Raw genomic sequence first — 26,993 nt, 5'->3', positions numbered from 1 at the left:
TTACTGTGATTCAGCCGTATTAATTTTTGTTTTAAATACATAGCCCAGATGTGCGGGTACATGAATACTTTTTACCAGTTTCCAGGATAGCAATTCGTCTGTAAATTCAGGTAGTTCCAGTCCGGATCTCAGGCTAGCCTGTGTATAAAACTCTTTTCTTGAAGGATGTTCCGGAGAACAGGCATTATAAATGTGGCCGAATGCTTCCAGTTCAATAATTTTTTTCAGCAATCCGATACAATCTGACTGATGGATCAGGTTTACTGGGGCATTTCCATTGGGAATATCCTTTTTTCCAGCGAAAAAACGTCCGGGATCTCTTCCTGGGCCAACCAATCCACCAAAACGGATAATGGTTGTCGTAAATCCCGGTTGTGCTTCCAGGTATATTTCTGATTCTAAGATAGCCTTTCCTGATGCCGTGTCGGGTGAAGGGCTACTTCGCTCAGTAACTTCAGCATTGCCATCGCCATACACTGAGGTGGAACTTATAAAAAGTATATTGCTGACCTGCTGAGTGGTAGCTACATGTGCTATTTTCTGGATTTTAGTGAGGAAAGTGTGTTGTCCAGCATTGCTTCTTCCAGGAGGGATACTGATCACCAGAAGGTCACAGTCGAAGAAACGGATATCAAAATCTTCTTTATCTTCCTGAAAGTTGAGGAGATAGGGAATAGCCCCGGTCTCCAGAACTGTATTTAACTTATCCGGACTGGTTGTGGATCCTTTGATTAGATAGCCTTCGGCAGAAAGCTCCCTTGCCAGTTCCAACCCCAACCACCCACAGCCTAAAATACTGATCGTTTTTCTTTTTATTGCAGGCATAAGTTAGTCTTGTCTTTGCCCCATCCAGTCCAATATCATGCTATGTTAAATGCAGAATTGGACTGAAATGTGACGTTTTATATACATAAAAAGGGGGTAATGCATCGGCATACCCCCTTTTTATTGTTAGTGAATTCTAATTAAAGAACAACAACGTTAGAAGCCTCAGGGCCTTTTTTACCGTCATTCAATTCAAATTCAACGTTATCACCTTCATTCAATTCTCTGAAAGAATCGCCTGCTATTGCAGAAAAATGTACGAAAATATCTTTTCCTCCATCTTCTGGAGTTATAAAACCAAACCCTTTTGCAGAATTAAACCATTTAACTTTTCCTGTTGTACGCATATTATTGTTATAAATTTCGATGTGAAAATAATCAATTGAATATTAATATCCAAAACCATAATGGTTAATTTTAGGGGCACGGACCATTCTGATCAAACTATACGAGGAAATGATTGTTCATTCTTATATTGTTTTATAACATAGATATGGAAAAGAAAAGTAATGAAAACAGGGATAGTGCAAACACGAATTTCATCAATAATAGTATAAAAGAGGAGGCGGATAATCCCGGACTGGACGCCGACCATTCCTCAACGGCGTCGGCTTATGCCCATCTCAATAATGATAATGACCGGATCTCACACAATCCAGATGGAGAGAGTGATGATAGTGACAGCGATGAGCGCCCCGGTCATTCACCATTAATGGATAAATAATCTATGGGGTGACCGTTTCGATATTGTCCTGTTCAGCAGAAGAACTGTCCTCCTTTGGGCTTGGCTCCTCCGGATCTGCATCAGGCGCTGCTGCCTCATCAACAGACTCTTCTGTTTCTCCAGTTGGCTGTTCAGTTTTCTGCTCATTATTATCAGCTGCATTTTCTTTTACAGGCAGGTCCTCTTTCTTTTCATTTTCTTCCGGAATCACTGGTTTTTCCGCATCAGGAGTCACAGTTTCAATATCCATTTGGATGTTTTCTGAAGGTTCAGGATGCTTCTTGCTTTCTATAGCCGTGTTTTTATCTGTTGTATTTTCCATGGTATTTATATTGATTCCTTCATATAAGTTCAGATAGGGAGGAATTGTTTTATTAAACAATAAGGAATTCTGGCATCATTTTTACTTATACCTGGTTATATTAATAATTCTCACCCATAAAAAAACAACACAATGAAACCTGCATAAGATTACATCTTATCAACTGAAATGAATAGTATGCAAGCTTCATGAATAAAAAAAACAAATTATAGACTTATGAAAAAGATATTCGTATTATTCGCAATGGCGCTGGCATTTAGTTCATGTAACAATGCAGCAAATGAGGAAGCCGCAAAACAGGCCACAATAAAAGCAGTGAAAGATAGTATGAGATTGGATAGTTTCAAGCGCGTTGAAGTGGCACAAAAAGAGAAAGAAGCGAAGCTTCAGGAGGAGAAAAGAATTTTGATGTTATCTGAAGCAAGGGCTGCGGAAAATGCTCCGGCAGCAACCATGGCATCACCAGGAACATCGTCAACTACCACCACCACTACAACAAAGAAAAAAGGCTGGAGTAGCGCTGCATTAGGTACCGTGATTGGTGCTGGTGCCGGTGGATTGGGTGGTGCATTAATTGATAAAAAGAAAGGCCGTGGTGCAGTGATCGGTGGCGTTGCCGGGGCTGGTGCAGGTTACTTGATCGGTCGCGGACAAGATAAAAAATCAGGAAGGGCACAATAAACCCTGATTGTCAATCCATATCTAAAGCCCTCTTTAACAAAACAGGCCTTATTCTTTCGAGTAAGGCCTGTTTTGTTAAAGAGGGATGCCGTTTATTTAGCAAATGCATTATTTATTTCTTTTCTGGTGGTGTAGATACGATTTCACCGAATTCGTTCACATACGCCATCATACTTTCTAAATCGCCACCAGTAGAGTTTTGTGCACGCTCCTGTTTACGCAGCTCTTTATCCTCTTTTTTCTTCTGCCTGTTTTTTTCTAGTTGCTTCTTCATGAAGGTTGCCTGAGACTTAGCCATAAATTTCCTTATTTAAATCAAAAAATAACTCCTCTCTGCAATTACTTGTTAAGGCGGTTCCATAGATAATGAAATGGATCCGTTTAGCCTGAATATAAAAAAATCTTCGGGCAACAACGGTAAGGGAGCCACGAAAAATTGAATCTAACCAATGGATGGATAGCAAGTAAGTCTGAAGAGAATAGTGTGTTTATTATTCCGTTCCATGCAAATATACGAAAAAATATTTATCTCCTGGCCGGCATGATAAATATCAATCCACAGCAGCTGAAATAGTCTGGATATATTTTGCAATGCCAAACCGTTGATGTATAATTGCATACTAAATCTGTAGATAAAATATATTATAATTATTTGCCCTAAATGACACTATGAAAACACTCTACTTAACGCGTCTCTTTACGTTGGTTTCCCTATTTGTTTTATCCGGCCTGCAGCAAATCTCTGCACAGGAAAATCAGCTGATAGAGGTAACAGGAAAAGTCATTGACCAGGATACTAAAACTCCTATTGCAGGGGTCAGCGTATTGATTAAAGGAACAATTGCCGGTACTACGACAGACCAGTCCGGCAGCTTTAAACTGCGTTCAAAACTAAAATTCCCATTTACCCTTGTTTTTACAAGCATTGGATTTAAAACCCAGGAGTTTGAAGTGAAAAACACCGGCTCCCAGTTGAACATTGAAATGTCGACACAGACCATACTCGGAAATGAGGTCGTGATTACTGCCTCACGTGTTCCGGAAAATATTCTTAAATCGCCTGTGGCGATCGAAAAACTGGACATCAGGGCCATCCGCGAATCTCCGGCACCAAGCTTTTACGATGCATTGGAAAACGTGAAAGGTGTACAGATGACTACGGCCAGTTTGACTTTTAAGATTCCAAATACCAGGGGATTCAATATTCCCAGCAATTACCGTTTTATGCAGTTGGTGGATGGTATCGATATGCAGGCCGCAACTTTAGGGGTGCCTCTGGGTAATGCTATCGGGCCTACGGAACTGGATATCGCCAGTATTGAAATTACACCCGGTGCCGCCTCTGCACTCTATGGCATGAATGCCATCAACGGGATGTCCAACCTGATCACCAAAAGTCCGTTTCTGTATCAGGGACTTAGTTTTTATCAGAAATCAGGCCTCAATCATGTTGGGGGAACAGGCCGTGACCTCAGCAACCTGACAGAAACTGCAGTACGGTATGCCAAAGCTTTTAACAACAGGTTTGCTTTTAAAGTGAACCTCAGTTACCTGAGGGGAACCGACTGGCTTTCAGATACAAGGACGGACCAGAACCCCAATTCTCTCAAAAGTGCCAATCCTGCCTACGCAGCGCTAAACGGAGCAAATAACATTGCATTTGATGGCTGGAACAAATATGGTGACGATGTTCTGGCTGGGAGTAATACTGTATCTGTTAGTGGATTAACGATCAACGGACAGGCGAACCAAACCCTGAATGTGGCGAGGACGGGATATTGGGAAAAAGACCTGGTGAATTCCAATGTAGATAACCTGAAGTTTGATGCAGCATTACACTACCGTATAGGTGATGTAGCTGAAATTTCATACGATTACCGGATCGGTAAAATGGACGGTGTATTTCAGCGGGGCAATAAAATCCAGCTGGACAATGTGATTGTGCAGAACCATAAACTGGAATTAAAAGGAAGTAATTTCCTGGTACGCGGTTATATTTCCCTTGAAGATTCCGGCGATTCCTACAATGTAAAACCCCTGGCAGATAATCTTGACCTGGCAAGTGGTGGCAGCGGATCTGTATGGGGGGCGAAATATAAAGCCGCTTTAAACAGCTATGCGACGAACAATGGGGGATCACTGACCAATGAAAACCTGGCTGCAGCAACTGCTTATGCAAGGCAACAGGCTGACGCGGGACGTGTTGAACCTGGAACGCAGGCATTTGAATCCCTCAAAAATACCATCATCGGAATCAATAACTGGGACATCAAGTCTTCCACTATCCCCAATGCACCGGCAACTGGTGGCGCTGCACTTATCCAGAAAAGCAGGATGTACCATATCGAAGGTCAGTGGGATTTATCCAAACAGGCGAAATATTTCGGACTGCTTGTTGGAGGTGATGCAAGGATGTATGAAATTATACCCGATGGGAATAACTTCGTTGATTTTAGCCGCTCTATTGAAGAACGCGGTACACCACTGGAGGATGGTTCCTATGGCAAAAACATCCACTACAAAAAGATTGGTGGATTTACGCAGGTGACCAAAACACTTTTCCAGGAGAAACTTAAAATATTCGGATCGGTGAGGTATGACTACAATCCTGAATTTGATCCGAAGCTTACCCCAAGAATCGCAGCGGTGTACTCACCGGATACCCATAATAATTTCAGGTTGACCTATCAGCAGGGATATCGCTTTCCAGGATTATTTGAAGCCCTTTCTTATGTGAATAACGGACGTGTGAAAAGGGTAGGAAGCCTTTCCTATATCAATGAGGGTTTAGGTTACCTGGACAATAGCTATACGCGTGCTTCCGGTGTGGTTTTCAATTCGGCCGTAAATGCTGCCGTTGCGGGTGGAGCGGACAGAAACACTGCTGCACTGGCAAACAGGGATTTGCTGGTCAAAGCAGACCTGCCGAAAGCCAGTCCGGAAAAGATCACCTCTTTTGAAATTGGTTATAAAAGTGTGCTGTTATCCAATACGCTTTTCCTGGATATTGATGCGTATACCAATGTGTATACAGGATTTTTGGGACAGGTACAGGTGGATGTTCCAAAAGGAGCAACTGTGGGGTCTGATGCCGCTATATTGGCAATGCTGGATGTGAACAGGGATGCCGGTCAGGACCGCTACCGTGTCTATACCAATGCCAAAAATAAATACAGGAATTACGGCTCTGCTGTAGGAATTACCTATAACTTTTATCAGAAGTATACCATTGCAGGGAACGTAAGTTATAACAAGATAAAATCCAATGCGCAGAATGATATTTTTGTTACCGGTTTCAATACTCCGGAGCTGGCAACCAACCTGACTATCGGTAACCGGGAGATTGTAAAAAACCTGGGATTCAGTGCGGTATACAAATGGCAGAAATCATTCCTTTGGGAGAGTCCGCTGGTTACCGGGGAAATTGCTGCCATCAATACTTTTGATGCCCAGTTTACCTATAAAATACCTGCGGCCAACGCCAGTATTAAAATTGGGGGGACCAATATCTTTAACAAACCCTTCCTGCAGTATGCAGGCGGTCCCACTATCGGTGCACTCTACTATGCCGCAATTACTTTCGAAGGATTGCTGAACAAATAAGAGCTATTAAAGCATCCATTGTATGCCATGCAAGGTAGACAATGGATGCTTTTTACAATTCCGGCTGTAATTTCTGCCATACATTCTCTGCAAGAATGCGGTGTCCTGCCGGAGTCGGATGGATTCCGTCCTTCTGGTTCAGGCTTGCATTTCCCCCAACGCCCTGCAATAAAAATGGAATCAATTCCATGTGGTTCTTTTTTGCCAGTCCGGGATAAATATTTTTAAATGCCGTGGTATACTGCTGTCCCATACTTGGTGGCATCTGCATGCCTGCCAGTACCAGCTTCGCTTCCGGATATTTCTTTTTTACCCGGTCTATGATGAGCTGCAGGTTGGTGGTGGTTTCCTTTACAGGAAGTCCGCGAAGCCCGTCATTCGCCCCCAGTTCCAGCACGAATATAGCTACAGGCTGACGCAGTAACCAATCAATACGGCCTTTTCCTGCAGCAGAAGTTTCCCCGCTTAATCCGGCATTGATTACTTTGTAGGGCAGGGACAGGGAATCTATCCGCTGCTGTATCAGAGCAGGAAAAGCCTGCTCTGGGGCTACGCCTAGTCCTGCCGTCAGACTGGTGCCAAAGAACAAAATGTTTTTTACCGGACCCGCTTTTTCTGGCGCCCTTGCTGAAGAGGTATCGGCAGATGCGGCCGGAGAAGTATGCTCCTTTTCCTGTTTAGGAGTGTTGCCACAGCTGCTGAACAAGACAATAATGACTAAAAAGACAATGTAGTTGTAACGTAACATATTTGCATCCATCTTACAATAATAAGTTTTTGCTTTATATTTAGCCGTAACAATTATCTCCTATTTAGGTCAAAATATATATACTTAACCCCCATTACTTTGGAAAATATCCTCCAGATAAAAGAAGTGAGCAAACGTTATGAAAGTGCAGGTGCTGCACTCACCATACTTGATCAGATCAGCTTTTCTATACAAAAAGGATCAACAGTAGCTATTACCGGTCCTTCAGGAAGCGGTAAAACTACCCTGCTTGGCCTGTGTGCCGGACTTGACAGGTCCAGCTCCGGAACAATCGAATTGAACCACGTGGTACTGGACCAACTGTCGGAAGATGAACGTGCGGCCGTACGTAACCAATATGTTGGCTTTATCTTCCAGAATTTCCAGTTGCTGCCCACTCTTACAGCACTGGAGAATATTATGGTACCCCTGGAATTGCGCGGGGAAAAAAACATCAGGCCAAGGGCAATGGACCTGCTGGATAAAGTGGGCCTTTCTGCACGTGCCGGCCATTACCCTGTACAGCTTTCCGGTGGAGAGCAGCAGCGTGTCTCCCTGGCCAGGGCATTTTCCAATACTCCCACTATTTTATTTGCCGATGAACCTACAGGAAATCTTGATGGGGAAACCAGTGAAAAGGTAATTAAACTGCTGTTCGACCTCAATAAGGAAGCCGGAACTACATTGATTATTGTGACACATGACCTTGAACTGGCTTCCCGAACAGATCGGATTATCCGCTTAAAGAGTGGCGTGATTATCGCCGATGAACAGAAAGCTTATGTCTGAAAATAAAACCGACTACCAGAAATCTGCCCCTGTTTCATGGTTATTTAAAATGGCCTGGAGGGACAGCCGTAAAAACAGATCGAGGCTCCTTCTTTTTACTTCTTCCATCATTATGGGCATCGCGGCCCTGGTTGCCGTCTATTCTTTCAGCAATAACCTGCAGCATGACCTGGATGAGCAGGCCAAAAGTCTGAGTGGAGCGGACCTGACGGTACTTAGCCGTAAGCCCATCAGCAAGTCGACCCTGGCCATATTGGATACGCTGGGCGATGAGCGGGCGAGAGAACAGAATTTTATCTCCATGCTTTATTTTATCAAAGGGCAGGGGAGCAAGCTGGTACAGGTCAAAGCCCTGGAAGGGAAATATCCCTTTTATGGAGCGATTGAAACTTCACCCAAAAGCGGGGTAAATGGATTGACGACAGGCAGAAATGCGGTAGTGGATAGAACGGTGATGCTGCAGTTTGGGGCATTGCCAGGAGATAGTGTTAAACTCGGAAATGTGAATTTCGGCATTTCCGGATTTCTTGAAAATGCTCCGGGACAAACAGGGGTAGTGGCAATGGTGACCCCTATTGTATACCTGCCGATGAAATACCTGGCACAGACCGGACTGGCGCAGGAGGGAAGCAGGATCAATTATTTTTATTATTATAAGTTCAGGACAGCGGTGGGATTAAATGCTGCCCTCCGGAAACTCCGGCCTATCCTGGAAATGGAAGGGATAGAATATGAAACGGTAGCTTCTAAAAAGGAGCGCACAGGGCGCTCTTTTGAAGACCTGAACCAATTCCTCGCCTTATCAGGCTTTGTTGCTTTGTTATTAGGCTGTATTGGTGTGGGAAGTGCAATACATGTATATGTAAGGGAAAAGATGGCGGCGATTTCTACCCTTCGCTGCCTTGGCCTCAAAGCCTGGGATGCATTTTTGATTTACCTGATCCAAATTACATTTATCGGGATGATCGGCGCGGTGATTGGTGCAGTACTGGGAACCGGGATACAGTTTCTACTGCCTGTTATCCTGAAGGATATCCTCCCGGTGGCATTTACCATGCAGATCTCATGGATCGCCATTCTGCAGGGCATATTGACGGGCATATTGATTTCTGTGCTCTTTGCTTTGCCTTCCCTGCTTACCGTACGTCATATCTCTCCTTTAAATGCCATACGCTTATCTTTTGAAGAGCTGAAGAGCAGGGTTGAGCCTTTAAAATGGCTGGTCTACTTCATGATCTTTCTCTTTGTCACAGGCTTTACTTACCTGCAGGTGAAGGGGTGGATGCAGGCACTGGTATTTACCTGCAGTATTTTTATCGCGATAGGACTTTTTTACGGACTCTCTCTTTTGCTGCTTTGGGGAGCTAGACGTTTGTTGCCTGCAAATGCAGGTTATGCCTGGAGACAGGGTTTTTCCAATCTCTATCGCCCGAATAACCAAACCCTGATGCTGATTGTTGCCATAGGCCTTTCTACGGCACTCATTTCGACCCTGTATTTCGTGCAGGGGATCCTGATCAGCCGGGTGACTTTATCATCAGGAGAGAAACAGCCCAACCTGATATTATTTGATATTCAGAACGACCAGAAAGAGCAGTTGACGGAGCTGACCAAGCGTTACCACTTGCCTCTAATGGGCCAGGTTCCGGTTGTTACCATGAGGATTGATGAGATCAATGGAAGAACAGCTGCGCAGGCGGCTTTGGCAGACAGTCTTGACTATCAGCATGCCGACAGCCTGCATCAGGATAAAGCTGCGGCCAGGCCTGAAGGGCAGGCATCAAGAGAGAGTTCCGACCGGGCTTTTAAAGGGGAAATCAGGGCAACTTTCGAAAATACACTCACTGAAGCAGAACAGGTCACCAGTGGCAAATGGCATGGAAGTGTGAAATCACCATCAGATACGGTATACGTGTCTCTGGAAGAAAGGTATGCAGAACGCCTGAAGGTCAAGGTTGGTGATAAAATTCAGTTCAATGTGCAGGGAATGCTGATCCCAACCGTTGTCGGAAGTCTGAGAAAAGTAGACTGGGTCAGGGTACAGACGAACTTCAGACTGGTCTTTCCTGAAGGGGTACTGGAAGAAGCCCCGCAGTTTCATGTGCTGACGACAAAAGTGCCTGATCCAAAGACTTCTGCTGCCTATCAGGCTGCGGTAGTAAGGGGATTCCCGAATGTTACGATCATTGATGTCGGCATTTTGCTGAAATTATTGGATGAGCTGTTGGGGAAAATAAGTTTCGTCATTCGTTTTATGGCCTCTTTCAGTATGATTACCGGATGGATTGTGTTGATTTCTGCTGTACGAAGCAGTAAGAATCAGCGTTTGCGGGAAATTGTGCTGCTCAGGACAATGGGCGCTACGGGGCGCCAGATATTGGCCATTACGGCTATAGAATACCTGTTCCTGGGTGCGCTATCAGCTGCTGGAGGCGTGTTTATTGCCCTTGCAGGAAGCTGGGCATTGGCTTCCTTTATTTTCGCCTCTGTATTTGTTCCGCCATTGCTGCCCGCATTGATTTTATTTTCTGCAATCACGTTGCTTGTAGTTATTACCGGAATGCTGGGAAGCAGAAGTGTCCTTCATCACCCTCCTTTAGAGGTCTTACGGAAAGATAGTTAGCGAAAATATTATCTTTTAATAAGATTTCGGAACAGTGTTTGATATGAATCAGGAAATTTAATTTACAGCCTTAGACTAATTATGAAGAAAAGAATACACGTACTCGAAGACGATCAGGATATCAGATACATCATTGAATTCTTATTGAAGGATGAAGGGTATGAATTACAATTGTCCTCCACGTTTGCCGAATTGAAAAGTAAATTAAATGATGCTTTGCCAGACTTGTTTATTATCGATGTGATGCTGCCCGATGGGAACGGAATTGAGATCTGCGATGACCTGAAAACAGACATGTTTACGAAACATATTCCTGTGATCGTGATGTCAGCCAATCCGGGAAGTAAAGAGAAAAGTGTGACGGCCTGTGCAGATGATTATATTGCTAAACCTTTCGATCTTGATTATGTCGTTAAGCGAATAGAAAAATTATTGGGTAAATAGATAATTGTCATTTAATTTTCTAATTTTATCACATGATTTTACTGGAAAACGAGAACATCAAAATAGCTATAGCCATTAAAGGTGCTGAACTCAGAAGCATCAAAAATAAAAATACTGATCTTGAGTATATTTGGGATGGTGATCCTGCATACTGGCCGAAATTCAGCCCGGTTTTATTCCCTGTCATCGGTGGACTGATAGATGGACGGTATATGTTTGAAGGAGAGGTCTATGAGCTTCCCCGTCACGGATTTGCGAGGGATTATGATTTTGAATCCGAAATGATCAGTGATGAGGAAGTTCTTTTTACGCTTCAGTCCAATGAAGAAACCCTGAAAGTCTATCCTTTCGAGTTTAGGCTGGGTTTACGTTATCAATTAAAAGGGGCCTCTGTTTCCTGTACCTATGAGGTGAGTAACCCCGGAACAAAAGACCTTCTTTTCTCTGTTGGTGGACACCCTGCATTTGCTGTCCCCTTAAGCCCTGATACGGTGTATGAAGATTATTATCTGGATTTCAACCAGGATAAGACCATTACCTACCATAAAATCGAAGGCAATGATATCAGTGATGAAACCGTAACGGTAGAACTGGACCATGGCAAAATGCCTTTGACACATGAATTGTTCTACAATGATGCCCTCGTTTTTAAAACATTGAAGAGCGATGCCATTTTACTCAGGAATACCAAAAACCAGCATGGATTGAATTTCAGGTTCAAAAACTTCCCTTATTTCGGGATTTGGGCCGCTAAAGATGCCGACTTTGTCTGTCTCGAGCCCTGGTGTGGCGTAGCCGATGGCGTAAACCATAACCAGCAGCTCAGTGATAAAGAAGGGATTATTTCTTTATCGCCTGGGCTGGACTGGAAAAATTGTTGGGAAGTGGAGGTTTTTTAATCTCCCTTTACTACACTGATCCGAAGATGTGATGGGCGGTCATCTGCAAAGTGTACCCTGTGGGTTGCCTTTTGGAAGTCCGCCTCCGTTGCTTTATAAATATTCACGAATTTCTGCGGATTCCGGTCTACCAATGGAAACCATGAACTTTGCACCTGTACCATTAGCCGGTGGCCTTTCTTAAAACAGTGTGCAGCATCCTGCATGTCAAATTTCACTTCTGTAATTTCATTGGGTACCATGGCTTCTGGTACCGTAAAGCTTTTACGGAATTTTGCCCGCATAACTTCCCCGCGAACCAACAGTTGGAAACCACCCATTTTTGTTCCCGGAAGAGGGCTGTCATCGGCTGCATCACCGGGATAGACATCGATGACCTTCACCACAAAATCTGCATCGGTACCCGTTGTAGACACGAAGAGGTCTGCCATTAAATTTCCTGAAATGATCAGGTCCTTTTCCAGCACGTCAGTCTGGTACACCAGTACATCGGGTCTTGTTGCCGCAAAACGCTGATCTTCATACATAAAATCGCTGCCCCTGTCAATCCTTATTTCTTTGGTATAGGGGACAGGTTTATCGGGGTCGCTAAGGTATTCATCATAAGGGTGTTCTCCTGTTACAGGAGCCTCAAAGGATAGTTTTCCATTGGCATGGAAGTACAGGTTTTTCTGTTCCGCTTCTTTTGGTGGCCAGGCGGAATATTTTTTCCATTGATTGGAGCCGGTCTCAAATATGGTAGCTTTAGCCATATCCGGTTGAACTGTCCCTTTCAGGTAATGGTTGAAGAAAGCGAGTTCAATGTGTTCCCGGTAATATGGGCCTGTTTCTGAATAGAAGCGGATATTTCCCAAGGCATCATTGTTTCCCCGTGTCCAGCTGCCGTGTGTCCAGGGGCCCATCACCAGGTAATTGGGAGCCGTTGGTTTATTCTTTTCTATACCTGCGAATGTTTTCAGCGGCCCATACAGGTCTTCCTGATCAAACCAGCCACCTACCGTCATCACAGCAGGTTTAATTTTTTTCAGGTGGGGAACCGGTGTACGCGATTGCCAGAATGCAGTATAGGTTTCATTATCCACCATCTCATTCCATATGGCATTATTACCTTTGAAGTATTTCTCATTTACATTTTTTACCGGTCCCAGTTCCTTGTAGAAGCTATAGGCATCTGGCGTACCGTATCCGGCAAAAGAAGCCGCATGTTCAGTGGTAGGTTCAGGTCTAACCGCTCCATAATAGGAAAGAAATGAAAATGTTCCCATGAGGTAGAAAGCACCATTGTGGTGGCGGTCATCCCCCATAAACCAATCCGTAACCGGAGCCTGAGGGGAAGCTGCCTTCAATGCCGGATGGGCATCTATTGTGGTCATCGTGGTATAAAAACCAGGAGCTGAAATACCCCAGGTTCCTACTTTTCCATTGTTACCGGCGACATTCCTGACCAGCCACTCTATCGTATCATAGCTATCGGAACTTTCATCAGTATCGGCTTTATTCTTTTTATGTGGAATATAGGGACGTGTGGCGACAAATTCTCCTTCAGACAGGTACCGGCCACGGACATCCTGGTAAACAAAAATATAGCCTTCCTTTGCAAACAGCATCGAAGGACCCAGACTGGCCTTATAGGCATTTTCTCCATAAGGACCTGCACTGTAAGGTGTGCGGTTATACATTACCGGATATTTCCTGCGGGTATCCTTCGGAACATAAATTACGGTAAACAGTTTTATGCCATCCCGCATTGGCACCAGTTTTTCAATTTTGGTATAATGATTTTTGATGTAGATGGCATCATCCTGATTAACCACAGGCCGCTGGGCATTCACACCAAAGGACAGCATAGAGATGGCTGCCGATAGTATATAGGTTTTTCCGTAAGCATTCATTTGAGCAAAATAAACAAAATCAGTGCTTACTTATGTACATGTGTACAAACTTTATTTAATTTCCAGTTTAAAAGGTGGGCTCCGGCAACAATCAGGCCGCCTAAAGGAATAAGGATCGGTTCCAGTATCTCCATGCCTGAAAAATGACCCGCGCCAATGAGGATGAATCCGGTAAAAAGCACCAGGAAGGGCAGGAGTTTACGGTGTTGCTTGCGGTAAGATAGGCTGAGTGATAAGGTACCCAGCACAACCGAGAGCAGGATCATCGATATTTCTACCCATTGATTTGTAAGAAATTCCAAGCCGATTAGTGGAAGAGCCGTTAAAAAAACAGGTACGAGTGCACAATGGATGGCGCATAACGTCGAAGCGGTCATTCCAATGCGATCCAGCGTGGCAGATGTCTTTAGTGTTTGCATAAGTAAAATATTGGATTGCAAATATAAAAGCAACTTCATTGCATTGTTAGCCTTTGTGTTATTATTTGCAATTTAATGGCATTTCCATGAGAATCTATTCTTTCAGGTAATATCCAGCATTCATGTTCTTGTTGGGAACCAGATTATTCCATATGATATGGATCCCTTCATTGTTGTCCCTGTGCCGGAATTCAATTGTCCTCCTCAACTTATTGATCAGTAGACATTCTTTGTCACTGAGATAAAAATTATGCTCCTGAAAAAACTCCATGAGTTTGTGGAAGCTTTTTCTCAGGAACTTATCTGTCCTGCTTAGTTTTTCCAATGCATTGATATGCTTGGAAATCACAGAATGCCTGATTTGATGCTTTAAGTCTGGAATAAGGTCAATCGTGCCATCTTCAGAAATCACAACCAATACTGTTTTGGCACTGCCCTCCATATATTCATAATAGCGTACTGCTGAATTGTATCTGGCTCCCCTGGACGAATCGCCATTGTCTGTTGCGATACCATCAAGGATCACACCAATGGCATGGCAGGTACAGTCCGTATCAATCAATACCGCACCATCAATTGAGGTGACCTGTTTGATCAGTTCCTTATTGATTTTTATCGGTTTAATTTTAAAACTCTGGCTGCTTAACCTGATGGCCTCCCGTTCCGCGTCTGATGATATGGCCAGTATAGTTCCATGTTTTTGTTTGGTAGCTTCCATGGTGACTTCCCAAAGCGTGTTCATCCTGTTCCTGTCGATGCCAGTGAATACCCTCTTCAGACTGGAGTAAAACTTTTCCTTTTTGATTTTCTCACTGTATAATTCAGGCATCCTGAAAGCTACTGCGATCATGACATGGTCTTTGTGTACCACTTCCCAATGGAAGTGTTTCGTAAAGTGGATGATAAATAAAGATTCATCATGACTATTGTATTTTCCCTTCAGCTCGCACAGCCCATAGATGAAAACAGCATCTGAAAACATCATCTGGTTATTTCCGGCCAGTTCCAGAAATTTTCTCATCCTCCGGAAGTCTTTGATGTGTATCGGATTTTCCAGCTCCATGGTAATTTTTACATTGGGATGCTGCTGCCGGGCAATAACCATTTTTCCAAGCCCTTCAGCACCTTCATATTTTAAAGAGGAGATGGTATTGCAGGCCTCAAACAAGACATGTAAACCGTTGGGATGCTGACCCGCAGTGGATATGGTGACCATAAAATCGTGCCCCGCTTTGCTGATCAGCTCATCACGGCTTTTGGTCAGTACGTTAAAATCTGATTGCGACTTTGCTTTTAAGGCATTCATACTCGCTTCAAGATATACTTTAATCATGCTTTCTGTCAATGAACGGCTGATTTTCTGACCTGAGGGCATACGGTCCCTGCTGAGGTTATAAAAAGTGTTCAGGGCTTTTTTATGGAGTGCTGCAATGACATAGACCAGGTAACCTTCTATCTGGACGGGCGGGGAGATAAAGTATTCATTCGTTTTGCCATCGTTTATTCTCAGCGCACGCTGTATTTCTGTTACATACAGGTTATTCAGGCGTTCATGCTGCTGCCGGTTCTCCTGATTGTCATAGGTTCCTGTGGGTTCCTGATTGTCCGCTGTACGGATCAACAGGCTTTGCTGCAGGTTGATCTGCTTAATGGCTGCAAAATCCTGTACGCAGTACTCTTCATCAGGACATTCCAATACAATAAATGGCCGGTCCCTATCCGGAGTGATTAAAGCTCCGATCAAGAAAATTTTTGGGGAAAGCCTTTCATCTATGGCGTTGAAAAGTTCTTCGGCTGCCAGTTGAAGAGAGATCTGGCAGTGTTGCTGGTGTTCCCAAATTAAATGATCACATGCGTTCATAGCGTCTATCTTATGTATAATTGAAGTAGAAGGTTTATGCTATAGTGGCTGTGTTGGTTTAAATGAGGAATGTATGTGCAACAAAGATATCTGAACTTTCCATCTACAAGTGTTAAAGAAAGTTAATTAGAAGAACCATAAGTTTAGTACATTAGGTGCTCGAAATTTTAAAGTTCAATGCAAGCATCAACTAGCGCTCAGCCTCATCCACCTAAATCTGCCCTTGCAGCAGCGATCCTTGTCGCCTCATTAGGTTACTTTGTAGATATATACGATTTGCTGCTGTTCAGCATTGTCCGTATCCCAAGCCTTAAATCTCTCGGACTTACAGGTACACAGCTGACTGATACCGGGATTATGCTGCTGAATGTCCAGATGATAGGGATGCTGGCCGGAGGTGTATTCTGGGGAATGCTGGGGGATAAAAAAGGGAGGCTTTCTGTGCTGTTTGGATCTATTTTTATGTATTCTCTGGCCAATATTGCCAATGGGTTTGTCCATTCGGTAGAATCTTATGCCGTGTGGAGATTCATTGCGGGTCTTGGACTGGCAGGAGAGCTTGGCGCCGGAATTACCCTGGTGGCAGAGTTGATGCCGAAGGAAAAAAGAGGCTACGCCACTACGATTGTGGCTTCCGTAGGCGTCAGCGGAGCTGTGGTGGCTTATTTTGTAGGGCAGTTGTTTGACTGGCGGACTTCATTTTTTGTTGGTGGCGGACTGGGGATTCTCCTTTTGTTACTGCGTGTCGGCGTAGCCGAATCAGGCATGTTCAAAGAGTCGAAAAAAGCGGACAGCAGGGGTGATTTTTTTGCCCTCTTCAGTAATAAAATACAGTTTTTCAAGTATATCAGGTGTATACTGATCGGAATTCCGCTTTGGTTTACCGTAGGCGTATTGATTACGCTTTCCCCAGAATTCGGCAGTGTTTTGCGGGTGCAGGGTGAGGTGAGTGCCGGTGCTGCGGTTGCCTGGTGTTACGGGGGGATTGTCATCGGAGATATTGCCGGCGGACTTTTAAGTCAGCGCCTGAAGAGCAGGCTGAAAGTGGTGTACATTTACCTCTCCTTATCTGCTGTAGGTTGTATTGCTTATTTCAGTCTTTACGATTTATCCCTGCAGCATTTCTACTGGCTGTGTGGGGGAATTGGTTTAACTGCAGGATACTGGGTCATCTTTATGACCATTGCCACTGAGCAATTCGGCACGAATATCCGCGCTACAGTGACCACCACGGTCCCTAATTTTGTACGTGGGGCAGTAGTTCCGCTAACCCTATTGTTCCAGTTGTTTAAGGAAGTCTATAGGGGGAACATAATCTATTCAGGAATTACGCTGGCCATCATTAGTCTCACCGTCGCTTTTATTGCCCTGAGCAAGATGAAAGAAACCTTTTCTAAGGACCTCGATTATATCGAGGAATTTTAATCACTGTCACCTGCTTTTTTCATCTTTTAGTTTGTTTCTGCCCTGCTATGTTTTACATTGCATGATCATTGGACCGCTTAAACCTGGCAGGGAATCATCAGTATCCTGTTAAAGTATAGGCCGGCATATACAATTTATTATGATGGAATACATTTTGGGGATTGATATAGGTACAGGAAGTACAAAAGCGGTAGCGGTAGATCTAAATCACTATGCGGTTGACAGCAGCCAGCATTTTTATCCGACGATGACTCCCCAGTCCGGTTACAGTGAACAGGACCCTGAACTGATCTGGCAGGCGTTCCAGCAATGTATAGAAGAGCTGGTATCGAAATTTAAATGCAATCCGTTGGCAATCAGTCTAAGTAGTGCGATGCACAGTTTAATAGCGGTTGATCAGGAGGGAAGGGCAATGGCACCCATGATGACCTGGGCTGACAGCAGGAGCGGGGATGTAGCAGACCGTTTGTTGTCGGAACCGGCAGGCCTTGAATTGTACAGAGAAACGGGAACGCCTGTTCATTCCATGTCTCCATTGTGTAAGGTAATTTGGTTCAGGGAAAACCATTCTGAATTTTTTAAAGGGGTATATAAATTCATATCCATCAAGGAATATATCTGGCACCGTATTTTCCAGGTGTTTGAGATTGATCAGTCTATTGCTTCTTGTACAGGATTTTTGCGTACGGGCCAGCTCAGTTGGAGTGAAAAAGCATTGCATGCAGCAGGAATCAGTGCGGGGCAACTTTCCAGCCTGGTGCCAACAGGATATATCAGGAAAGATTTCTATCAGCAGCATTCCCTATCCTTCCTGGAAAACGGTACCCCATTTGTGATTGGTGCAAGTGACGGCTGTCTGGCGAATTTGGGATCCGGAGCTATTGCTCCCGGAACGGCTGCCCTGACGATTGGTACCAGTGGAGCTTTGCGTGTAGCCAGTGAGAAGGCGGTAGTCAATGAGGAAGCCATGACCTTTAGTTACCATCTGGATGAACAGATTTTTATCAATGGCGGTGCTGTAAATAACGGCGGAGTTGCCCTGAAATGGCACCTGCGCAATATGTTTCAGAAAATGGACCTGGATAGCCATGATTATGACCAGGCCTTAGCGGCAGCAAAAGACCTGGGGCCAGGATCGGAAGGGCTTATTTTTCTACCTTACCTGCAAGGGGAAAGGGCACCTATCTGGGATTCTAAAAGCTGCGGTAACTTTTTTGGAATAAGGCTGACCCATCAGCCGCATCATTTTACCCGTTCCTTACTGGAGGGCATTTGTTTTGCCTTGAATGATGTGCTGGAATCATTGGATGCATCAGGGCAACCTGTTGATGTCTTGAATGTCAGTGGAGGTTTTGTTTCCTCCCCGGTATGGCTGCAGCTCATGGCAGATATTACAGGAAAGAAACTTATGGTGACTACGGCAGCAGATGCTTCGGCAATGGGGGCGGCATTTCTTGCCATGAAGGCATTGCAGATAAAGCCGGATTATCCAGTGCCTGATGGAAAAGACCGTGTAATTATTGAACCGGACCAGGATAACCACCAGAAGTATAAAATCTATTTCAGCTTATACAAGAAGCTCTATCAACAGTTAAAGGGGGTGATGCATGAATTGTATGACCTGCAGAACTAAGCTGCAGATCACCGTAGCTGATTATTTGTGGACAGAGTTATAAGCTTTCACCAAGGCCTGAATGGACTTGACATCAAATTTATCCATGTCCTTCACCCTTGCGCTAATATTGTTATCATCAGCGAATTTTTCCAGTAAGGAGTTTTTAATGTATTCCATTCCTGCATTTGTCTGGTCTACAGAAGGGGTAATCTCCAGCATTTCAGGAGAGCCTGCTTTGTCTATATAAATCAGGGAGCGGCGTGCCTGCCGTTGCGGTTCGTCATCGTTATTTCTGCCCCCGCCAAAACTTACACCGCCACCAAGTCCGATACCGCTGCCAAACCCGCCTGTACCAATACCGATACCTATGGAAGGTACAATGCGTAACCTATTGCGTTTCGGTTTTTCTGTGGTCAACGTTCCACCCATGGAATACAGGTTCACTTTACCCGATTCTACCAGCTTGAAAAAGCGGTAGTCGGTTTTTTTATTCGTCACAAATGGTTTGCTGACGAAGGTCATTCCATTCCACAAAAATTCTTTAATGTCCTTTGCCTTATAGGTCTTTAGCTCACCGTTGTTGTCATCTTTGATACTCACCGTCATATAGTCGGTTCCCTGGATGGTACCCCTTACAAAATCACCGGTATCAATCACAACTGCATCCTGCGCCTGTACAGCAAGGCTGAAGATGGAAAATAGCAAGATAGCACAGAAAAATTTTATTGTTTTCATAACACTCAAATAACGTAAAATCTTTCGGAAATGTTATCATCCCAAAATCAGATATTTCATGATTGACATGGCGATTACAAATTAAAGATTTCATTGTTAGTTTATTACAGGATTGTTAATTATTGTTAATGCCCGGTAAAACCAGTATCAGTTAAGCAATGCTTTCGGTATATTTTTTGAAATTATTGAGAATGGCTTGCCATCCTTCCCGTTGCAATTCAATAGGATGGATATTTTCCGGATCAAATATTTCTGTTACACGTGTAGCTGAACCTTCACTGTCAAACCTGACTTGCACTTTTCTGCCATCGGCAATCACATAAGCAAGCAGTGTATAGTTCTCCACTTCAGTATATACCCCTTCAAAATCGAAGCTGAGGCTACCATCTTTTGCCGCCATGGTAGTTTTGAACTGACCATCTTTGCGCAGGTCATTTTCTGCATAAGGAGCATACCAGTCGTCCGATGCATGGTTCCATTGGGTAATGTGCTCCGGATTTGTCCAGTTTTCCCATACTTTGTTTACCGGGGCCTCCACGAGGATTTGTACGGTGATTGTAGTCTGATCTGATGGTTCCATGTGATTAAGGTTAAATATGCTGTTAAATATACCAGATCAGGTGTTGAAATAAAAAAGGTTCGGACATAAATTTTAATATCTGCTGTTGGGTTGATCTATCTGCCCAGTTCAATACAGACCCATCTATCGCTTAAATACCATTTTCAGGGCGATGGCATAGACAGGTGAACCAATCAGTCGAAATGCTGCTGAAAAGATTCTGAGCATACCTTTCGTAAATGTATTTTTTTTAAAGAAAAAGCAGAAATTGACATCCGCTGGTTTTCTGGTTTCGTACATTACTATGTTTAGCTTCATCAATTATAATCTTAAATTTTTAATCTCATGCCACTTGATTATTCACGAATTGAAGACGAGATCTTATTGAAATTATTGAAACTGGATGACGAAAAAGCCTTCAATCACATTTATTCCAGACATTGGCAAGTAGTTTTTTCGGAAGCACACAAGAGACAAAGGGATATCCCTCAGACTCAGGAGATCGTAACGGATATATTTGCAGAATTATGGTTAAATAGGAAGGAAAAGGAAATTGTTGACCTGAAGAAATACCTTGCTGTAACAACGCGTTCCAAGGTGCTTGCGATTCACAGAAAAGAACAAGGCGTGCTGTTATTAAGGGACCGGATAGCAGCTCATGGTAATTTTTATTCTGTAGCCACAGATGAATTTTTGGTGGGTAAAGAATGGGAGAGTGCTGTTCCTCTATGGGCCGTGTACCAGCCAAAAAAAAGAATGGAAATCTTCAGGATGAAATTTTATCAGCGGCTATCTTCGGTGGATATCAGTATAAATCTTGAAATCCCGGAAAGGATGGTGCGCCAGCAGCTCCTGATCTGTAATAATCAACTGAAAAGATACCTGCTGAAGGGTTAAGTGTTTCTATCAGGGCCATACGCAGCAAGCAAATGAATGAACAGCGGAAAACAGGGTGCTTTCCAAAAGCAATCGGCAAACATCATGATAACTTCCCCTCCTCCCCATACTGCTGGGCAAAAATGGGCTTGACAAATTTCTCTCTGAAATATTCCGGGGCCAGGCCCGTATTTCTTTTAAAAAAGTGACTGAAATATGCCCTGTCTTCAAATCCCAGCATATGGGCAATCTGTTTGATGGAATACTTCCCTAGGATAAGGAAACGCTTAGCTTCCAGGACCAACATCCAGTGCAGGAGCTGCAAGGCTGTTTTTCCCGTGAGCTCCTGAAGAATCTGGTTTAATCTTTTTGTGCTGATGTTTAGGTAATCCGCATAAAATGACGCATTCCTTTCCTCAATAAAATGCATTCTCAGCAAATTAAAAAAAGTCAATACCCGCTGTTTATTCAGACTTGGGGCAAGCAGGGGCGATTGTTTGTAAGACATGAGTTTGGCAAGCAACACATGCAGCAGGGATTTGATGATGATAAGGTTTAATGTTGCTGCCGCTGTTTCTTCGCGGATTAAATGCAGAACCTTTTCCAGGCTTTCGTCCTGCTGCAGGGAAAGTGCAATGGAAGGTTCTTTGTCCAGTTGGGTGAACAGGTTGAACAGGTCTATATCAAATTCATTTTCCCCGAACCTGATGAAATCAATACTGAAATGCAACATGAAACCTTTTAGCCTGTTTTTTCCGGACAGGAGTTTGTGTATCGTACCCGGACTTAAGAGATAAATTTTATGGTGCTGGACCTCATACTGTTCAGCATCAACTTCCAGCCATCCCTCACCGCTGTATGCCCTGATGATGAGGAATTGTTCAGCCCTGTTGTACCTGTCCAGCTGGCTTCTTTCCAGAAGTGTAAAACCAAAGTAATTTAACTCTGCAAAGGGCTTCATTTCCCAAAAGTACACATCAATTGGAAAATATTAAACCTGCATCGTGTCATATTAAATTGATATTTATGGTCTTTATAAGCGGTAATGGTCTTGCCGATATAAAAATGGTTATTTAAAACCCTAACAAAATACACACATGAATACAATTATTGCCGCTACAGATTATTCTTATGATGCGACCAATGCTGTGGAATATGCAGCATCACTATGTAAACAGATGGATGCCCGGTTGGTCCTCTATAATTCTTTTGTGATCCCGGTACATGCTGCAAATACCTTATTGCCGGCACAATCATTTCAGCATATCAGTGATGCGAATACAGAAGTGTTAAGAGCAATGGCTAAGGTGATCGCTGATAAATATGAAATTGAAGTCCTGTTTGAAACAAGCCTCACCGAAATCAGGGAAGAACTGGATCGTCTGGTGAAAAAATATGCGGCCGATATGGTGGTCATGGGGATGAAAGGAAGTTCACTGGAACAGAAAATGTTTGGTAATACGACGACAGCAGTCATTGCCCACGCAACATATCCGGTGCTTTCGGTACCTTCAGGACTAACTTTTAATAGTGTAAAAAAGGTGCTGTTTGCCTGTGATGTTACCTGTGAACTGGTTGATTCCACTATAGGTGCCCTGAATAAAATTTTTGACGGACTCCATGCCCAGATTGAAGTGTTTTATGTGAACGCTAAAATAGAGGCGGTAGCGGATGAGTTGTTCAGTCCGGATGTCCTGGCAAAACTTCCTTTAAGTCTGCAGCAATATGATTTCAAAGAAGTACATGGGGTACAGATTATCAAGTCTATCCGGGAGGAAGCGAAATCATTTGGTGCCGATATGCTGGTCATGGTGCCGCAGCGATATAAATTCTGGGAGTCTATTCTCCATGTCAGCAGAACGCGTTCACTGGCTTCGCAGGGGGAAATACCACTCCTGTCAGTGCCCAATAGAAAATAAGTTTCAATAGGAGCTGCTCTTTTTTAACGTACCATACCGTTAAAAACAGGTATGACGGACATTGATTTTCCTGCAGACTCATCCACAAAAAAAATGGGGCATTGCTCCCGTTTTAATGGGGAAATGATTATAATGCAGGAAAATTGATGCTTCCTGATATGAATCCAATAATGAACAGGATAATATGGTGTTTAATCCTGATGACCAGTGGTACAGCAAATGCTCAAACGAATTTGATGCAGCCTTCAGGGGTGCTAAAGTACGTTCAACCCATGGCGGGTACAGCTGCGGCAACTACAGTGGCTGCCCTGAAACACGGTGAAGGATTTGCCTTGTACGCCAACACTATCCCGGCAGTCGGTACCCCCTTCGCGATGACTCAATGGACACCGCAAACGCAAACCTCAGAGAACAAATGTGTGCCCCCCTATTATTATAAGGACAATCATTTTAACGGCATCAGGGGTTCACACTGGTTAAGCGGTTCCTGCACGCAGGACTATGGTAGTGTGACAGTGATGCCTATCACTGGTTCTTTAAAAACTGTTTCAACAGTCTATGCTGCTGAATTTTCACATGGTGATGAGGATTCTTCGCCTTATCAATACGCCATCGATATAAAAAAATATCAGCTTAAAGCTGCAGTTACCTCTACAGCACGCAGTGCAATCATGTCATTTACGGCACAAAAGGCAGACAGTGTTTACCTGCTGATTACGCCAAACAGTGATTTTGGTGAAGGATTTGTTAAAATTGATGCAACAAGAGGCGAAATCTATGGCTATAATCCCGTGCACCGCATTTACCAGGGCTGGGGTAAAGAAGCAGGTTTCAGTGGCTATTTCTTTATTAAAATAGAGAAAGCTGTAGGGACAAGCGGTACCTTTTCGGGCGATAAGGTTTTTAGCGCCAACACCATAGGCAAGCAGAAAGGTATAGGTGCTTTTGCCGGCTTTAAGCTGGGTAAAGGGGAGACTTTTCATCTACGTATCGGAACATCCTTCAGCAGTATCGAAGGGGCAAGGAGAAACCTGGAATCAGAAATACCTGACTGGAATTTTGCTGCCGTTGCGGCACAGAACCAGGCGGTATGGGAAAAGGCCTTGTCTCAGATTGACATCACCACTACAGTGGAAAAGGATAAAAATATTTTCTATACCTCCTTTTATCATGCAATGCAACAACCCCGTTTGTACAATGATATTGACGGTACTTACCCTCGTTTTGCTTCGAAAGACCTGCTGGCCAGGTTGGATAGCGGTAATTATTACGATGATTTTTCTCTCTGGGATACCTACAGAGCACATCTTCCATTATTTGAATTGTTGAATCCTGAGCTGGTTAACAATTTTGCACAGTCGCTGATCCTGAAAGGACAGCAGGGCGGATGGTTATCCATATTTCCCTGCTGGAACAGTTATACTTCAGAAATGATTGGCGATCATTGTACTTCGGTGATAGCTTCCGCCTATCTAAAGGGAATCAGCACTTTTGATGTGAATGAGGCTTACCGCCTGATGCGCCAGAATGCATTTGACATTCCTGCCACTCGGGAAGCATATGTGGAGGGAAAAGGACGCAGGGCACTGGATAGCTACCTGAAGTACGGATATATCCCAGTTGAAGATAGTGTTCCGGATGCTTTCCATGTAAAGGAACAGGTGAGTCGTACGATGGAGTATGCCTATGACGATTATGCACTGGCAATGGTGGCCAAAAAATTGGGGAAAACAACAGATTATAAAAAACTGATCGAACGTTCAGGATATTATAAAAATGTTTTTGATCGAAAAACCGGTTTTGTCAGAGGACGCCATGAGGATGGCAGCTGGCTGAGTCCGTTTAATCCTGATGGTAAAGAATATTTTATTACCGAAGGTTCGCCGAGGCAGTATACATTTTATGTTCCGCAGGATGTACCGGGACTGGCCAGGTTGATGGGTGGGCCTAAAGGACTGGAAAAGGCGCTGGACAGCGTATTTGCTAAAAATGAATACTGGCATGGCAATGAGCCGGGACATCAGATCCCTTTTATGTATAATTTTACAGGTTCAGCATGGAAAACCCAGCGGGCGGTTAGAAATATCCTTGCTGTGGAATACAGCGATGGGCCGGGTGGATTGAGCGGAAATGATGATGCCGGACAAATGTCTGCCTGGTATATGTTCGGCGCCCTTGGCTTTTATCCGCTGAATCCCGTTTCCGGCCAGTACCTGTTGTGTTCCCCGATCTTTGACCAGTCGGTTATTCAACTGGCAGGTGGTCAGAAGTTTGAAGTCGTTACCCATAAAAACAATGCAAAATCACAATATATCACACAGGTGAAATGGAATGGGAAAGTATTAAAAACCAATTACATTACTTATGATATGATCGTTAAAGGTGGTAAACTGGAGATTTACCTGCAGGAGCAACCTGATCTTTTATGGGGTATTAAAACGATGATGCAACCAGAAGGTATTTAAAAAACAGCTCATGATGTACAACAGATTCTCAGCCATAACTATATTTTTTCTCCTTTTTTTGCTGTCTTCGGGTATTCAGGCTACTCCGGTATCAGATACGGTTTCATTGCATATTTCTGCATTGCCAGAACAGGAGGGAATATACAATATTAAAAAATACGGGGCCATTGGTGATGGGAAGACTGATAATGCCCGGGCGATTCAAAAAGCCATAAATGCCGCTTCTGCCGCTGGTGGGGGCAAAGTAATTGTACCTTCGGGGGGCGTATTTTTAAGCGGCCCGTTTGACCTGAAGTCGAATATTGAATTCTGTGTGGAGGTGAATGCAAAAGTGTTGGCCAACCCGGATGAGAAGGTCTATATCAAAAGTGCTTTCAGGGATAACAAGGGCGAAGGTACCATATGGATAGGCGGGGAAAACCTCGTGAATGTCACATTGTGCGGAGCCGGGACAATAGATGGGAATGGTATTTCCTTCATGGGAGCTGAGCTGGAAGATTCTTATGTGCTTAAACCCTTTACAAACGTAGATCCACGTCCCCATTTATTAACGGTTGTCGCCGGGAAAAATATCCGGATCCGCGACCTGAATATTGTGAATTCTGCCTACTGGACAGTACATTTAATTGGGTGTGATGATGTTGCAATCGACAATATCACGCTGTTGAATAGCCTGAAGGTGAGGAATAGCGATGGTATTGATCTTGATCACAGCAAAAATGTGCGGATCAGTAATTGTTATATCGAGTCGGGTGACGATTGTATTTGTCTGAAAAACAGGAGGGAATATGAGGAATTCGGTCCCTGCGAGAATATTACGGTCAGCAACTGTACCATGACGTCCCGCTCCTGCGCTATTAAAATAGGTTCTGAGAATATGGACCGGATCAGCCATGTGGTGATCAATAACTGTATCATTAAGAAGAGCAACAGAGGAATTGGGATTCAGAACAGAGATGAAGGGACTGTATCTGAGGTTCTTTTCTCCAACATCATTATTGACTCCCATTTATTCTCTGATGTCTGGTGGGGGAAGGCTGAACCCATTTATGTAACGGCTTATGCGAGGGCAAGCGGCAATCATAAGGATGCAGGCTGGCGCTTCCCCAAAGGGGAGATTCAAGGGCGTGTAGGTGAAGTCAGGAATATCTATTTCAGCAACATCAAATGTACCAGTGAAAATGGCATTTATGTCGGCGGCGAAAGTGTGGGGAAGGTCTCCGGAATTACTTTTGACGAAGTGGACCTGCAGATTGGTAAAATAACACCGATAAAGGGTGGGTTGTATGACCGCAGACCTGCGAATGTAGAAGGAATAATTAAAGGACGTACTTCGGCCTTTTACATTGATAAAGCAGACGGAGTGAAAATCAGGAATTGTGCAGTGACCTGGGCTGGACACAAAGCGGATTACTTTGCGCATGTCCTGGAAACACATGACTCCGGAGAGCTGAAAATTATCAATCTGGAAGGCGAATCGGCCTTTCCTGGAAAGGTTGAAGCGATTAAACACTACGGAAGACAATAATTAGAGGCTTTCTGGAGCTTCGTTTTTCTTATGTCTCCTGG

Annotated in this window: 24 protein-coding genes; 13 read left to right on the top strand and 11 right to left on the bottom strand. The window is 43.9% G+C overall.

Annotation, left to right across the window (positions count from 1 at the left end):
• Together ACSBL2_RS18370 and ACSBL2_RS18365 are read right to left on the bottom strand one after the other, a co-directional pair.
• Window positions 1-825: an SDR family oxidoreductase gene (locus ACSBL2_RS18370; RefSeq protein ID WP_442588013.1), complete on the bottom strand. Its 825-nt coding sequence runs from the start codon at window positions 823-825 to the stop codon at window positions 1-3.
• A gap of 140 nt (window positions 826-965) precedes the next feature.
• Window positions 966-1,172 (bottom strand): cold-shock protein, encoded by a 207-nt coding sequence (locus ACSBL2_RS18365; RefSeq protein ID WP_442588012.1) that lies wholly within the window; start codon window positions 1,170-1,172, stop codon window positions 966-968.
• A 146-nt stretch (window positions 1,173-1,318) separates the two neighbouring features.
• Here ACSBL2_RS18365 and ACSBL2_RS18360 point away from each other — a divergent pair, with 146 nt between their 5' ends.
• Window positions 1,319-1,549 (top strand): hypothetical protein, encoded by a 231-nt coding sequence (locus tag ACSBL2_RS18360; RefSeq protein ID WP_442588011.1) that lies wholly within the window; start codon window positions 1,319-1,321, stop codon window positions 1,547-1,549.
• Between the two features lies 1 nt (window position 1,550).
• Here ACSBL2_RS18360 and ACSBL2_RS18355 read toward each other — a convergent pair whose 3' ends face one another.
• Complete coding sequence (locus tag ACSBL2_RS18355) at window positions 1,551-1,871, bottom strand: hypothetical protein (protein ID WP_442588010.1); 321 nt, start codon at window positions 1,869-1,871, stop codon at window positions 1,551-1,553.
• Window positions 1,872-2,087: 216 nt separating this feature from the next.
• Here ACSBL2_RS18355 and ACSBL2_RS18350 point away from each other — a divergent pair, with 216 nt between their 5' ends.
• Window positions 2,088-2,552, top strand: a complete 465-nt coding sequence (locus ACSBL2_RS18350) for a YMGG-like glycine zipper-containing protein (RefSeq protein ID WP_442588009.1) — start codon at window positions 2,088-2,090, stop codon at window positions 2,550-2,552.
• 112 nt (window positions 2,553-2,664) lie between these two features.
• Here the strand turns inward: ACSBL2_RS18350 and ACSBL2_RS18345 are convergent, their stop codons facing one another.
• Window positions 2,665-2,826, bottom strand: coding sequence for a hypothetical protein (locus ACSBL2_RS18345; RefSeq protein ID WP_442588008.1), 162 nt, complete (start codon window positions 2,824-2,826; stop codon window positions 2,665-2,667).
• 395 nt (window positions 2,827-3,221) lie between these two features.
• Here ACSBL2_RS18345 and ACSBL2_RS18340 point away from each other — a divergent pair, with 395 nt between their 5' ends.
• On the top strand, window positions 3,222-6,155 hold the full coding sequence (locus ACSBL2_RS18340; RefSeq protein ID WP_442588007.1) for a TonB-dependent receptor domain-containing protein: 2,934 nt from the start codon (window positions 3,222-3,224) through the stop codon (window positions 6,153-6,155).
• Between the two features lie 52 nt (window positions 6,156-6,207).
• Here the strand turns inward: ACSBL2_RS18340 and ACSBL2_RS18335 are convergent, their stop codons facing one another.
• Complete coding sequence (locus ACSBL2_RS18335) at window positions 6,208-6,915, bottom strand: arylesterase (protein WP_442588006.1); 708 nt, start codon at window positions 6,913-6,915, stop codon at window positions 6,208-6,210.
• 87 nt (window positions 6,916-7,002) lie between these two features.
• Between ACSBL2_RS18335 and ACSBL2_RS18330 the strand changes: the two genes are divergently transcribed.
• The 4 genes from ACSBL2_RS18330 to ACSBL2_RS18315 all read left to right on the top strand — a co-directional run bounded on the left by ACSBL2_RS18330 (window position 7,003) and on the right by ACSBL2_RS18315 (window position 11,658).
• The gene (locus tag ACSBL2_RS18330) at window positions 7,003-7,692 is read left to right on the top strand and encodes an ABC transporter ATP-binding protein (RefSeq protein ID WP_442588005.1); all 690 of its coding nucleotides are present in this window, start codon (window positions 7,003-7,005) and stop codon (window positions 7,690-7,692) included.
• Window positions 7,685-10,315 carry an ABC transporter permease gene (locus ACSBL2_RS18325; protein ID WP_442588004.1) on the top strand — a complete coding sequence of 877 codons (2,631 nt, stop codon included), beginning with the start codon at window positions 7,685-7,687 and terminating at the stop codon, window positions 10,313-10,315. Before ACSBL2_RS18330 ends, ACSBL2_RS18325 begins: the two co-directional genes overlap by 8 nt.
• Window positions 10,316-10,396: 81 nt before the next feature.
• Entirely contained in the window at window positions 10,397-10,759 is a 363-nt protein-coding gene (locus ACSBL2_RS18320; RefSeq protein WP_442588003.1) for a response regulator transcription factor, read from the top strand.
• A 32-nt stretch (window positions 10,760-10,791) separates the two neighbouring features.
• Window positions 10,792-11,658: an aldose 1-epimerase family protein gene (locus ACSBL2_RS18315; RefSeq protein WP_442588002.1), complete on the top strand. Its 867-nt coding sequence runs from the start codon at window positions 10,792-10,794 to the stop codon at window positions 11,656-11,658.
• On the opposite strand, the gene ACSBL2_RS18310 is transcribed toward ACSBL2_RS18315, so the two are convergent.
• The 3 genes from ACSBL2_RS18310 to ACSBL2_RS18300 form a co-directional block, all read right to left on the bottom strand.
• Window positions 11,655-13,550: a CocE/NonD family hydrolase gene (locus tag ACSBL2_RS18310; protein ID WP_442588001.1), complete on the bottom strand. Its 1,896-nt coding sequence runs from the start codon at window positions 13,548-13,550 to the stop codon at window positions 11,655-11,657. The genes ACSBL2_RS18315 and ACSBL2_RS18310 overlap by 4 nt on opposite strands.
• Window positions 13,551-13,576: 26 nt before the next feature.
• The gene (locus ACSBL2_RS18305) at window positions 13,577-13,969 is read right to left on the bottom strand and encodes a MerC domain-containing protein (RefSeq protein ID WP_442588000.1); all 393 of its coding nucleotides are present in this window, start codon (window positions 13,967-13,969) and stop codon (window positions 13,577-13,579) included.
• 94 nt (window positions 13,970-14,063) lie between these two features.
• On the bottom strand, window positions 14,064-15,830 hold the full coding sequence (locus tag ACSBL2_RS18300; protein WP_442587999.1) for a DNA integrity scanning protein DisA nucleotide-binding domain protein: 1,767 nt from the start codon (window positions 15,828-15,830) through the stop codon (window positions 14,064-14,066).
• 177 nt (window positions 15,831-16,007) lie between these two features.
• Here ACSBL2_RS18300 and ACSBL2_RS18295 point away from each other — a divergent pair, with 177 nt between their 5' ends.
• Window positions 16,008-17,255: an MFS transporter gene (locus tag ACSBL2_RS18295; protein WP_442587998.1), complete on the top strand. Its 1,248-nt coding sequence runs from the start codon at window positions 16,008-16,010 to the stop codon at window positions 17,253-17,255.
• Between the two features lie 139 nt (window positions 17,256-17,394).
• Window positions 17,395-18,888 (top strand): gluconokinase, encoded by a 1,494-nt coding sequence (locus ACSBL2_RS18290; protein ID WP_442587997.1) that lies wholly within the window; start codon window positions 17,395-17,397, stop codon window positions 18,886-18,888.
• 21 nt (window positions 18,889-18,909) lie between these two features.
• Here ACSBL2_RS18290 and ACSBL2_RS18285 read toward each other — a convergent pair whose 3' ends face one another.
• Both ACSBL2_RS18285 and ACSBL2_RS18280 read right to left on the bottom strand, forming a co-directional pair.
• Entirely contained in the window at window positions 18,910-19,605 is a 696-nt protein-coding gene (locus ACSBL2_RS18285) for a hypothetical protein (RefSeq protein WP_442587996.1), read from the bottom strand.
• A 151-nt stretch (window positions 19,606-19,756) separates the two neighbouring features.
• Window positions 19,757-20,185 (bottom strand): SRPBCC family protein, encoded by a 429-nt coding sequence (locus ACSBL2_RS18280; protein ID WP_442587995.1) that lies wholly within the window; start codon window positions 20,183-20,185, stop codon window positions 19,757-19,759.
• Window positions 20,186-20,509: 324 nt separating this feature from the next.
• Between ACSBL2_RS18280 and ACSBL2_RS18275 the strand changes: the two genes are divergently transcribed.
• Window positions 20,510-21,061, top strand: coding sequence for an RNA polymerase sigma factor (locus tag ACSBL2_RS18275; RefSeq protein ID WP_442587994.1), 552 nt, complete (start codon window positions 20,510-20,512; stop codon window positions 21,059-21,061).
• An 82-nt stretch (window positions 21,062-21,143) separates the two neighbouring features.
• On the opposite strand, the gene ACSBL2_RS18270 is transcribed toward ACSBL2_RS18275, so the two are convergent.
• Complete coding sequence (locus tag ACSBL2_RS18270) at window positions 21,144-22,001, bottom strand: helix-turn-helix domain-containing protein (RefSeq protein WP_442587993.1); 858 nt, start codon at window positions 21,999-22,001, stop codon at window positions 21,144-21,146.
• A 136-nt stretch (window positions 22,002-22,137) separates the two neighbouring features.
• Between ACSBL2_RS18270 and ACSBL2_RS18265 the strand changes: the two genes are divergently transcribed.
• The 3 genes from ACSBL2_RS18265 (at window position 22,138) to ACSBL2_RS18255 (ending at window position 26,952) form a co-directional block, all read left to right on the top strand.
• Window positions 22,138-22,959 carry a universal stress protein gene (locus ACSBL2_RS18265; protein ID WP_442587992.1) on the top strand — a complete coding sequence of 274 codons (822 nt, stop codon included), beginning with the start codon at window positions 22,138-22,140 and terminating at the stop codon, window positions 22,957-22,959.
• 170 nt (window positions 22,960-23,129) lie between these two features.
• Window positions 23,130-25,424, top strand: coding sequence for a GH92 family glycosyl hydrolase (locus ACSBL2_RS18260; protein WP_442587991.1), 2,295 nt, complete (start codon window positions 23,130-23,132; stop codon window positions 25,422-25,424).
• A 10-nt stretch (window positions 25,425-25,434) separates the two neighbouring features.
• Window positions 25,435-26,952, top strand: coding sequence for a glycoside hydrolase family 28 protein (locus tag ACSBL2_RS18255; protein WP_442587990.1), 1,518 nt, complete (start codon window positions 25,435-25,437; stop codon window positions 26,950-26,952).
• Window positions 26,953-26,993: the final 41 nt, after the last annotated feature.

Origin of the sequence: Pedobacter sp. AW31-3R (assembly GCF_052180285.1) — a bacterium.
Lineage (GTDB): Bacteria > Bacteroidota > Bacteroidia > Sphingobacteriales > Sphingobacteriaceae > Pedobacter.
This window is presented reverse-complemented; position numbering and strand designations above follow the sequence as displayed.